General features: G+C 46.7%; 13 protein-coding genes. 5 read left to right on the top strand and 8 right to left on the bottom strand.

The genetic code is table 11. The features are described from left to right. The first annotated feature begins 84 nt into the window (after positions 1–84). Positions 85–633, top strand: a complete 549-nt coding sequence (locus R7044_RS21140) for a gamma carbonic anhydrase family protein (protein ID WP_033906568.1) — start codon at positions 85–87, stop codon at positions 631–633. Between the two features lie 7 nt (positions 634–640). On the opposite strand, the gene R7044_RS21135 is transcribed toward R7044_RS21140, so the two are convergent. From R7044_RS21135 to R7044_RS21120, 4 genes are all read right to left on the bottom strand, one after another. Then, positions 641–904, bottom strand: a complete 264-nt coding sequence (locus tag R7044_RS21135; RefSeq protein WP_005379090.1) for a DUF1488 domain-containing protein — start codon at positions 902–904, stop codon at positions 641–643. A 3-nt stretch (positions 905–907) separates the two neighbouring features. After that, positions 908–1,741 (bottom strand): shikimate dehydrogenase, encoded by an 834-nt coding sequence (gene aroE, locus R7044_RS21130; protein ID WP_033906569.1) that lies wholly within the window; start codon positions 1,739–1,741, stop codon positions 908–910. Positions 1,742–1,842: 101 nt separating this feature from the next. After that, the gene (gene hemF, locus R7044_RS21125; RefSeq protein ID WP_033906570.1) at positions 1,843–2,760 is read right to left on the bottom strand and encodes an oxygen-dependent coproporphyrinogen oxidase; all 918 of its coding nucleotides are present in this window, start codon (positions 2,758–2,760) and stop codon (positions 1,843–1,845) included. A 47-nt stretch (positions 2,761–2,807) separates the two neighbouring features. Continuing rightward, entirely contained in the window at positions 2,808–3,365 is a 558-nt protein-coding gene (locus tag R7044_RS21120; RefSeq protein ID WP_033906571.1) for an L-threonylcarbamoyladenylate synthase, read from the bottom strand. A 200-nt stretch (positions 3,366–3,565) separates the two neighbouring features. Here R7044_RS21120 and purE point away from each other — a divergent pair, with 200 nt between their 5' ends. After that, positions 3,566–4,051 carry a 5-(carboxyamino)imidazole ribonucleotide mutase gene (gene purE / locus R7044_RS21115; protein WP_033906572.1) on the top strand — a complete coding sequence of 162 codons (486 nt, stop codon included), beginning with the start codon at positions 3,566–3,568 and terminating at the stop codon, positions 4,049–4,051. Positions 4,052–4,055: 4 nt separating this feature from the next. Further along, positions 4,056–5,189, top strand: coding sequence for a 5-(carboxyamino)imidazole ribonucleotide synthase (locus R7044_RS21110; RefSeq protein WP_033906573.1), 1,134 nt, complete (start codon positions 4,056–4,058; stop codon positions 5,187–5,189). Positions 5,190–5,252: 63 nt separating this feature from the next. On the opposite strand, the gene R7044_RS21105 is transcribed toward R7044_RS21110, so the two are convergent. The 4 genes from R7044_RS21105 to R7044_RS21090 all read right to left on the bottom strand — a co-directional run bounded on the left by R7044_RS21105 (position 5,253) and on the right by R7044_RS21090 (position 8,568). Further along, positions 5,253–5,822, bottom strand: a complete 570-nt coding sequence (locus R7044_RS21105; RefSeq protein ID WP_033906574.1) for a type I DNA topoisomerase — start codon at positions 5,820–5,822, stop codon at positions 5,253–5,255. A 76-nt stretch (positions 5,823–5,898) separates the two neighbouring features. Beyond that, positions 5,899–6,378, bottom strand: a complete 480-nt coding sequence (locus R7044_RS21100) for a DUF494 family protein (protein WP_033906575.1) — start codon at positions 6,376–6,378, stop codon at positions 5,899–5,901. 2 nt (positions 6,379–6,380) lie between these two features. Continuing rightward, entirely contained in the window at positions 6,381–7,490 is a 1,110-nt protein-coding gene (gene dprA, locus R7044_RS21095; protein WP_017821579.1) for a DNA-processing protein DprA, read from the bottom strand. Beyond that, positions 7,474–8,568 carry a LysM peptidoglycan-binding domain-containing protein gene (locus R7044_RS21090; protein ID WP_033906576.1) on the bottom strand — a complete coding sequence of 365 codons (1,095 nt, stop codon included), beginning with the start codon at positions 8,566–8,568 and terminating at the stop codon, positions 7,474–7,476. Before R7044_RS21090 ends, dprA begins: the two co-directional genes overlap by 17 nt. Positions 8,569–8,706: 138 nt before the next feature. Between R7044_RS21090 and def the strand changes: the two genes are divergently transcribed. Continuing rightward, positions 8,707–9,225 (top strand): peptide deformylase, encoded by a 519-nt coding sequence (gene def, locus R7044_RS21085; RefSeq protein ID WP_005379068.1) that lies wholly within the window; start codon positions 8,707–8,709, stop codon positions 9,223–9,225. A 33-nt stretch (positions 9,226–9,258) separates the two neighbouring features. After that, positions 9,259–10,206, top strand: coding sequence for a methionyl-tRNA formyltransferase (gene fmt, locus R7044_RS21080; RefSeq protein ID WP_005461453.1), 948 nt, complete (start codon positions 9,259–9,261; stop codon positions 10,204–10,206). The last annotated feature ends 14 nt before the right edge of the window (positions 10,207–10,220 follow it).

Below are 10,220 nucleotides of genomic sequence, written 5' to 3'. Positions count from 1 at the left end.
TGGGTGTTTTTTATTCTAAAAGGCGAGTTTTCACTACTATTCTACCTCCATACACCCTGTAATCGCCCTGAATAAGGAAAAAAGATGAGCTCAATGAGAAGCTACAAAGGTATAAAGCCTGAACTTGGTGAGCGTGTTTACGTTGACCCAACCTCTGTTTTAGTCGGTGATATCCGAATTGGCGATGATTCTAGCATTTGGCCATTGGTAGCAGCGCGAGGCGATGTAAACCACATTCACATTGGTGATCGAACGAATATTCAAGATGGCAGTGTTTTGCATGTCACCCATAAGAACGCTGAAAACCCAAACGGCTACCCATTGATTATTGGTAATGACGTTACGATTGGCCACAAAGTGATGCTGCACGGTTGTCAGATCCACGATCGTGTTTTGGTTGGTATGGGAGCTATTGTTTTAGATGCTGTTGTAATTGAGTCAGAGGTGATGATCGGAGCAGGCAGTTTAGTGCCACCTGGGAAAGTATTAGAAAGTGGCTACTTATATGTTGGAAGCCCAGTAAAACAAGCTCGCCCTCTATCAGAAAAAGAACGAGCTTTCTTGCAAAAGTCTGCCAACAACTATGTGCAAAACAAAAACGACTACTTAAATGAAGTAAAAGACTTGAACTAAAGCCCTGTTAACCGATGATGATATGGCCTTCTTCGTTGAAGGCTTCATCTTCTATTAGCTCTTCAGCCATTTCTTCTAGGTCGAATCGGTAATCAGTAAACACTTTAATTGCCGCTTGCTCAGTTTCAATCAGTGAACCACTGAGCTTTTCTAACTTTTGTTTCGTCACAAAGCACTCTATTAGTGCGCCTGATTGTTGCGCCGAAAAGTTTACCGATTGTGATACTTCATCCCATGATTGAATATCTGGGAATAAGATGGATTGATTCATCGCTTATTGACCTTCAAGGTTCTTTCTTAGTTCTCTGAGAATTTGTTTGGCACCAGGACGTAAGCCACGCCAGAGCATAAAGCTTTCCGCAGCCTGCCCAACTAACATTCCAAGACCATCATACGCATGAGCGGCGCCATTATCTTTTGCCCATAAGTTAAAGCTCGTCACCCCTTTGCCATAAATCATGTCATAGCTTGTACTGTTAGCGGCAAAGATGGAGGATGAAATAGTCGGCAGTTCACCACTAAGAGAAGCGGATGTGGAGTTAATGATGACATCATACTCTTCATCAATACTTGCCATCTCTTTGGCGAGGATAGGACCGTGAGAGACAAACAGCTCTGCGAGCTCTTGTGCTTTACTAAAGGTACGGTTGGTAATGGTTAAAGAGGTCGGCTTTTGATCGAGTAGTGGCTTAATAACACCACGAGCTGCACCACCAGCACCAATAATTAGGATTCGCGCACCTTCCAATACAACCTGATGCTGAAGCAGATCTTGCACTAAACCTGCACCATCAGTGTTGTCACCGATGATTTCACCATCGTCTAACTTCTTGAGGGTATTTACCGCGCCTGCTAACTGAGCCCGTTCTGTCAATCGACTAGCAAATTGATAAGCATCTTCTTTAAATGGCATAGTGATGTTGCACCCCTTGCCACCTTCAGCAAAAAACACCTTCGCCGCGTCAATAAAACCATCAACAGGTGCACTTTCTGCGGTATACACCAAAGATTGATTAGTTTGACGAGCAAACAAGGTGTGAATGAATGGCGACTTACTGTGTCCGATAGGATTACCAAACACGGCATAGCGATCGATTTGCTGGGTCATTTCCTTACCTTTGTTCCTTACTTAGATATAGAGAAAACAGGGCCACCTGATTACAGATGACCCTATCACTATCTATCTATATAGAAAAGGAGATTCCGTGCTTACCACTCTCGGGGCGTTAGGTATCGCTCGTAAAGTTCAGCTTCTGGCGATCCCGCTTCTGGCTCGTAGCAGTACTCCCAGCGAGCGAGCGGCGGCATTGACATCAGAATCGACTCAGTACGCCCACCACTTTGTAAACCAAATAAGGTGCCACGGTCATACACTAAGTTGAACTCTACGTAACGGCCGCGACGATATAGTTGGAATTCACGCTCACGCTCACCATACTTGAACTCTTTACGACGAGAAACGATCGGCAAGTAAGCCTGGCAATAGCCTTCACCCACTGCTTTGATGTAAGCAAAACACTTATCAAATTCCCACTGGTTTAGATCATCAAAGAACAAACCGCCAACACCGCGAGTTTCATTACGATGTGGTAGGAAGAAGTATTTGTCACACCATGCTTTATGCTCTTGGTAAACATCGTCACCAAATGGCGCACAAAGCAGTTTTGCAGTGTCGTGCCATGATTGGCAATCTTCTTCAAATGGATAGAACGGCGTTAGGTCAAAACCACCACCAAACCACCAAATTGGGTCTTCGCCATCTTTTTCTGCAATAAAGAAGCGGACATTGGCGTGTGAAGTCGGTACATAAGGGTTTTTAGGGTGAATAACCAAAGAAACACCCATCGCTTCAAAACGACGACCCGCTAGCTCTGGGCGATGCGCTGTCGCAGATGCTGGCATTTCTTTCCCTTCCACATGCGAGAAGTTCACGCCTCCCTGCTCGAAAACAAGGCCATCACGCAAAACACGTGAGCGACCACCGCCACCCAGACGCTCTCCTTTTTCACGTTGCCATGCATCTTCGACAAAGACGGCCTTTCCATCTTCTTGTTCTAACTGCTGACAAATGGAGTCCTGAAGTGACATCAAGAACTGCTTTACGGCGTGCTTATCGATCGCTGACATACGTTATTACCTATTACGTGAAACCTAATGATGGCTGGCTAGCAGGGTTAACCCTGTCTTAATATTTGTGAAGTTTTGGCGTCACGAATCTCGCTGGGTTTATCACGACCGCTGGTCTCGCCACGAAGAATGGCGACCAGCTTATCACCCAACTGCTCTTCGACTTCTTCCGTGGTCATACACGGTGGTAAGCTGGAGAGATTCGCGCTGGTAGAGGTTAACGGCTTTCCGAATGCATTACACATTTTTTGCACCAAAGGATGATCAGTCACACGAACCGCAATTGAATCAAACTGCCCTGAAACCCAGTTGGATACTTTATCGCTCGCTGGCATGATCCAAGTGTATGGGCCTGGCCAAGTGGCATGAACAGTCTGTAATTGTTCTTCAGTCAACTGAGATTCATCAATATAAGGCAAAAGCTGATCATAACTTGCCGCGATTAGAATCAGCCCTTTTTCTACCGGACGCTGCTTGAGCTCTAATAGCTTTTGAATTGCTTCTGGGTTATCTGGATCACATCCGACACCAAAAACCCCTTCTGTTGGATAGGCAATCACTTCGCCTTGCTTGAGTGCGTTGAGCACTTGTTCAAAGTTATCCACCGATTACTTCCTATTTGTTTGACTGTGTTGTTTTCACTAAGTGTACAAATATTCACTCTCAGACACTAAAGCAATTTTTTTATAAAATGTATCAATAGCGCCAACAACAAGACGCAAACGTTTGCTTGAGATAAAAATCCCCGTATAATGCGCACAAATTTATAGCTCACCTAATTTTTTGCAGCTTAAAGGAGTTTGAGATGAAAGTCGGTATCATCATGGGTTCTAAATCCGATTGGCCAACCATGAAACTAGCAGCGGACATGCTAGATCAATTTGGCGTGCCTTACGAAACAAAAGTCGTGTCAGCACACCGAACTCCTCAATTACTGGCTGACTACGCTAGTGGCGCAAAAGAACGCGGCATCAAAGTTATCATCGCAGGCGCAGGTGGTGCAGCCCACCTACCAGGTATGGCGGCGGCGTTTACTAGTTTGCCAGTGCTTGGGGTTCCCGTTCAGTCTCGTGCACTGAAAGGTATGGATTCACTGCTCTCTATTGTACAGATGCCAAAGGGAGTTGCGGTTGGTACATTGGCGATTGGCGAAGCGGGCGCAGCAAACGCCGGTATCCTAGCAGCGCAAATCCTAGGCACTCATGATGAAAACATCATGGCGAAGGTAGAAGCATTCCGTAATGAGCAAACGGAAACAGTTCTCGCAAATCCAAACCCTGCAGAGGATTAATCAGATGCATGTACTGGTTCTTGGTGCGGGTCAGTTGGCTCGTATGATGTCTCTGGCTGGTGCGCCACTGAATATTCAAATTTCAGCTTACGATGTCAGCAGCGGTGATGTCGTTCACCCTTTAACTCAACAGGTACTTGGCCATGGCTTGGAAAATGCGATTACGCAAGTTGATGTGATTACTGCCGAGTTCGAGCATATTCCACATGACGTGCTAAAGGTTTGCGAAGCGAGCGGCAAGTTCCTACCAAGTACGCAAGCCATCAAAGCAGGTGGTGATCGCCGTATTGAAAAAGCACTGCTTGATGATGCTGGCGTGCGCAACGCGAAATACTACGTCATTGAAACTCGTGAAGACTTTGAGCGCGCAATTGAACACGTTGGTATGCCAATGGTTCTGAAAAGTGCATTGGGTGGCTACGATGGTAAAGGCCAATGGCGCTTAAAAGAAGCTTCTCAAGTCGACGACATTTGGACTGAGATGGCAGAGTGCATCGCGGCAACACCAACTCAAGCGATTGTTGCTGAAGAGTTTGTTCCTTTTAACCGCGAAGTATCACTAGTTGGTGCTCGAAGCAAAGATGGAAATGTGGAAGTGTACCCTCTGGCAGAGAATGTTCACACCAACGGTGTATTGAGTCTTTCTACTGCGATTGATGCGCCAGAGTTACAGGAACAAGCAAAGCAAATGTTCACGGCTGTCGCAGATAGCCTAGATTACGTTGGCGTATTAGCGCTTGAGTTCTTTGATGTCGATGGGGCACTTTTAGTGAATGAGATTGCTCCACGCGTGCACAACTCTGGTCACTGGACACAGCAAGGTGCAGAAACGTGTCAGTTTGAAAACCATCTGCGCGCAGTATGCGGCTTACCATTAGGTAGTACGAAATTGGTTCGTGAAACCTCAATGGTGAATATTCTTGGTGAAGATACGTTGCCAGAAACGCTGCTCGCCATGGATGGTTGTCACATCCATTGGTACGGCAAAGAGAAGCGCGAAGGGCGCAAAATGGGTCACATCAACGTATGCGGTGACTACCCAGGAGAGTTGCACCGTAGGTTGTGCGCTCTCGCGAAGGTCTTAGATCCAATGACATTCCCAGCCGTGCACGAGTTTGCGAAACAAGCACAACGCTAAAATCTAGCCCCAAAAACCACAAAGGGTCGCACGATGCGACCCTTTTTAATTCCTTTGATGTATTTACCCTTGTTGAGTGTGCTGGCACTTACGGTTGGCACATTGCAATTTCACACCACTGGCGAGTTTCTTCTCCACCAACAACGTAAAACCACATTCTTCGCACCTCCCCTTTACCGGAGGGAGATTCACTGCAAATTTGCATTTAGGGTAGTTATCACATGCGTAGAAAGTTTTACCAAAACGCGTCTTACGTTCAACTAAATGACCTTTACCGCATTCAGGACACGCGTGGTGCTCTTGCGACTGCTTTTCTGGCTCAGGTTGATTAATCGACTCAATATGATGACAAGCCGGGTAATGGCTACAACCAACGAACATACCGTAGCGCCCTTGGCGGAGAACCAACTCATTGCCACACTCAGGACAAGGCACACCCAACTCTTTCACGATGTGCCCATCATTGCTGTGTAGCGGTTTAATGTAATCACAGCTTGGGTAATGGTTACAGCCGAGAAATGGGCCATGTTTTCCGTGCTTGAGAGTCAGCTCACCACCACATTTTGGACACGGCTCGTGTTCCAAAGCGTGTTCATGGGCAGAGAAAAGGGTGTTGTCGATTTTACTACTCATACTTACCGTTTCGTGAAAAACACACAAAAAGACAAACTCGCGTTTATTCTAGCTAAACTCGAACTTGCCCAGATGGTTAGTGAAGAATCCCTTGTTCCTTGGTGTACAACAGCTCTTCCATTAGCGTGTAAGCGTTTTCGTTGCCAGGCACATTAAACAGCACCATCAGAATGATCCATTTGAGGTCTTCAAGCTCAAACTCACTCGTTTCTAATCCCATCACTCGGTCAATCACCATTTCGCGAGTTTCTGTGGTTAACACATTGATTTGCTCGAGAAACAATAGAAATCCTCGGCATTCCAAATCTAAACGCTGCGTCTCTTTCGCTGTGTAGATACGAGTTGATGACGAAGCCATGCAAGTCGAGATTGCAGAAGAGGTGTCACTTTGCTGCAATGCGGCAAGCTCTTCTAACCAGACAAGGGCTTTGTAGATATCTTTTTGTTGGAAGCCTGCACGAAGCAACTCTTCTTCCAACTCGTCTTGTTCGACCTGTAACTCTGCATCGCTATGGATGTAGGTTTCGAATAGATACATCAGTATATCCATCATCATAGCTAGCCCCTCCCCTTTCGAATATAGCCACCTGAAACCGCAACGACATGCCCAGAGAGTTCTAACTCTAAGAGCTGCATCATGACTTCTTGGACAGGTATATTGGTCCTGTTTGCAAGAATATCAACCGGTGTAGCTTCACTTCCTACGTTAGCTAACAGCTGAGGAAATGGCAATTCTTCTTCATCATTTAACGTAGAAAATAAATCGGTACTCTGATTAATAGACCAATCAAGCAAGGACTGTATTTCATCTAAGACATCTTTCGTCTTTTCTACGAGGCAAGCGCCATGACGTATCAACTGGTTTCCACCGCAGGCATTGGGGGCATTGATTGACGCTGGCAGCGCAAATACTTCTCGACCTTGCTCAAGCGCGTAACGAGCTGTAATTAACGAGCCGCTCTTTTTCGCCGCCTCGACGACCAGTACACCAAGCGATAATCCACTAATAATACGATTACGACGCGGGAAGTTTTCTGGGCGCGGCTTGGCATTAGGCCGAAACTCAGACACCAAAGCCCCGTGTTCAATAACACGTTGCGCTAAACTACGATGACGTGCTGGATAAATATTTGCTAAACCAGATCCTAGCACCGCAATCGTCTTACCACCGGCTTGCAACGCACCATCATGCGCATGACCATCAATGCCTAAAGCGAGACCACTGGTGACAATAAAATCGTGCTGAACAAACTCTGCAGCAAACTGACGTGCATGCTGTAATCCATCAATACTCGCATTTCGACTGCCAACCATCGCGATTTGTGGCTGAGAGAGACAAGTAGGGTTTCCTTGAACAAAAAGTAGAGGTGGCGGTGCAACGATTTGTTTGAGTTGAGGTGGATAACGCGGGTCAGTCAGTGTCAGGATATGATGATTTGTAGAAGCCTCAAGCCAGCTTAAACAAGCATCGACTTCTTTATCTGTTGAAGCCCAAGCTTGAATTTGCTTAGTTGTTAACCCAAGTTGTTGTAGCTGTTCAGGAGAGAAGTTTACGATGTTACGTGGCGTGTCTCTTGCCAGTAGCTTATTCATTTTGACGCCGCCAATGCCTGGTAAACAACTCAGTTTTAACCAGGCAGCGAGATCATCGTTATTTCGTCGATTCATCGATGGTTAATTCGTCCGCCAACGGTGACACCACCGAAATATCTTGGTTAATGGGTTTAGTACTGTTAGTGATCAGTGCCAAGCTAAAGTACTCATAAGGACGAATGACCAGCAACTCACCAACTTTGCTTTGAGGCAAAGTAATTTTCTTATCAAGCACGCCAAACTCTTTCTTGAACTCATCGCCGTCTTTGTAAACTGGGTGCGCGTCTTCTTTTAAATCAAACACACTGCCTTGCTTCAGATTGTCTGACGTGCCTTTATCAATCACCACGACTTGGTTAGTTGAACTAAAGCGAATGCCTTCGATATTACCTAGCAACTTTGCAGAACTGCCTTGTGGCGACGGCAGCGGATAGAACGTAGTCGTGAAGTCAGTATTCTCAACCGATTGATTTGGCAACGCGATATCGTTACGTAGGATTTCTTGCATTTGCGATGTAAGCTTCAAACCTGAATAATCACTCGAAGCTTCAACGAGCTCGCCTTTGGCAATCAAACGCAGCGCGGTAATCTCTTCGGACACATCGTCACGCGAAAAGGTAGCTACTGGTCGGTAAATAGCCCAACCTGTCGCGGTCTGATTGCCATTGATATACAGCACATCTTCTGCAGTCAGATACTTACTGCCTTTGCTGCTACCCATCACTTTTGCTGCTCTGTTCAACGAATCTTTATCTAGCAACCGATCCGATTGAAGGTAAGGCATCACCAAACCTTCCGCAACGGTTGGTACGGCTTTCTTTTCTGTGATGCGAGCTTTCGGGCTCAGCTTCTTAACCGGTTTTAGGCTCAACACGGGCTGACCGTTAATCCACACCAAAGACAGCTTGTCTCCGGGATAAATTAAATGAGGGTTATCGATTTCCGGGTTTACTTGCCATAAACGAGGCCACAACCACGGGCTATCTAAGTACATGGCCGAAATATCCCATAGCGTATCGCCCTTCACGACTACATACGTTTGTGGCGCATCATCTTTAACAGTCAGTGGGTTCGCATCCACATTTGCTACAGCGTTGAAAGAGAAAAGTAGCGGCAACGTAACACTGGCAACGTTGCGGAAAATTCGATTCATGACCCTCGTCCTTGGTCTATTAAGCAGGAACCAGAATGGAAATTGGTGCAAGGATGCTGTCATTTAGGCTATAAAATGTCTAGAATTGAGCCAACAAGGTTTGTGCTGTTTCGGCACAGTTCAATATTTCGAGTGAATATGTCTGTATTACAAGTATTAACATTCCCGGATGATCGCCTGCGCACAGTCGCAAAGCCTGTTGAAGCGGTGACCCCTGAGATTCAAAAAATCGTCGATGACATGATTGAAACCATGTACGACGAAGAAGGTATTGGCCTTGCTGCAACGCAGGTTGATATCCACAAACGTATCGTAGTGATTGATATTTCAGAAACTCGCGATGAGCCGATGGTGCTAATCAACCCTGAGATTCTGGAAAAGCGTGGCGAAGATGGCATCGAAGAAGGCTGTCTGTCGGTACCAGGTGCGCGCGCACTTGTGCCTCGCGCTGCAGAAGTTACCGTTAAAGCACTGGATCGTGATGGCAAAGAGTTCACCTTTGAAGCCGACGACCTGCTAGCGATTTGTGTTCAACACGAGCTTGATCACCTACAAGGTAAGCTGTTCGTGGATTACCTATCGCCACTGAAACGCAAACGCATTCAGGACAAGCTAGCGAAAATCAAACGCTTTAACGAGAAGCAGCAAAACGCTTAATCTCGAACCATACCAATTAGAAGGAAGTCTACCTTGAGTCAGTCTTTACGAATTGTCTTTGCAGGTACTCCGGATTTCGCCGCCCGTCACTTGGCGGCGTTGTTGTCTTCGGAGCATGAAGTCATCGCGGTTTACACAAACCCAGATCGTCCAGCGGGTCGTGGCAAAAAATTGGCTGCGCCACCGGTAAAACAACTGGCGCTAGAACACAATATCCCGGTTTACCAACCTGAAAGCTTTAAGTCCGACGAAGCGAAACAAGAACTTGCCGATCTGAACGCCGACCTCATGGTTGTCGTGGCGTACGGTATGCTGCTGCCACAAGCGGTTCTTGATACCCCTAAACTGGGTTGTATCAACGTACATGGTTCTATCCTACCTCGTTGGCGTGGTGCGGCTCCAATCCAACGCTCTATTTGGGCGGGCGATGCAGAAACTGGCGTAACCATCATGCAGATGGACATCGGTCTCGACACTGGTGATATGCTGAAGATTGCAACTCTGCCAATCGAAGCGACAGATACCAGCGCTTCAATGTACGAAAAATTGGCTGAGCTTGGTCCAGAAGCCCTGATTGACTGCCTAGCAGACATTGCTGCGGGTAAAGCAGTGCCAGTGAAGCAAGACGATGAGCTAGCGAACTATGCGAAAAAACTCAGCAAAGAAGAAGCACGCATCAACTGGAACGACGATGCGGCGCACATTGAGCGCTGCGTTCGTGCATTTAACCCATGGCCAATGAGCCACTTTGAGGCGGCAGAAAACAGCATCAAAGTATGGCAAAGCCGTGTGGCAGAGCAAACCAGTGACAAGCCAGCCGGCACCATCGTGCAAGCAGATAAAACCGGTATTTATGTTGCGACAGGCAACGGCGTACTGGTGCTAGAGCAACTGCAAGTTCCTGGCAAAAAAGCCATGTCAGTTCAGGATATTCTGAATTCGCGTGCGGCTTGGTTTGAAGTTGGCACTCTGCTGGTTTAAGCCATACTAGGGGT

The organism is Vibrio sp. 1402 (genome assembly GCF_033340275.1).
Note: the sequence above shows the minus strand (reverse complement) of the source record. Positions and strands in the feature narration are given on the sequence as shown.

Coding starts and splice junctions, on each gene's coding strand:
- R7044_RS21140 (WP_033906568.1), top strand. CDS start 85: ATGAGCTCAATGAGAAGCTACAAAGGTATAAAGCCTGAACTTGGTGAG.
- aroE (WP_033906569.1), bottom strand. CDS start 1,741: ATGACCCAGCAAATCGATCGCTATGCCGTGTTTGGTAATCCTATCGGA.
- hemF (WP_033906570.1), bottom strand. CDS start 2,760: ATGTCAGCGATCGATAAGCACGCCGTAAAGCAGTTCTTGATGTCACTT.
- R7044_RS21105 (WP_033906574.1), bottom strand. CDS start 5,822: ATGAGTAGTAAAATCGACAACACCCTTTTCTCTGCCCATGAACACGCT.
- R7044_RS21100 (WP_033906575.1), bottom strand. CDS start 6,378: ATGATGATGGATATACTGATGTATCTATTCGAAACCTACATCCATAGC.
- R7044_RS21110 (WP_033906573.1), top strand. CDS start 4,056: ATGCATGTACTGGTTCTTGGTGCGGGTCAGTTGGCTCGTATGATGTCT.
- dprA (WP_017821579.1), bottom strand. CDS start 7,490: ATGAATCGACGAAATAACGATGATCTCGCTGCCTGGTTAAAACTGAGT.
- R7044_RS21135 (WP_005379090.1), bottom strand. CDS start 904: ATGAATCAATCCATCTTATTCCCAGATATTCAATCATGGGATGAAGTA.
- def (WP_005379068.1), top strand. CDS start 8,707: ATGTCTGTATTACAAGTATTAACATTCCCGGATGATCGCCTGCGCACA.
- purE (WP_033906572.1), top strand. CDS start 3,566: ATGAAAGTCGGTATCATCATGGGTTCTAAATCCGATTGGCCAACCATG.
- R7044_RS21090 (WP_033906576.1), bottom strand. CDS start 8,568: ATGAATCGAATTTTCCGCAACGTTGCCAGTGTTACGTTGCCGCTACTT.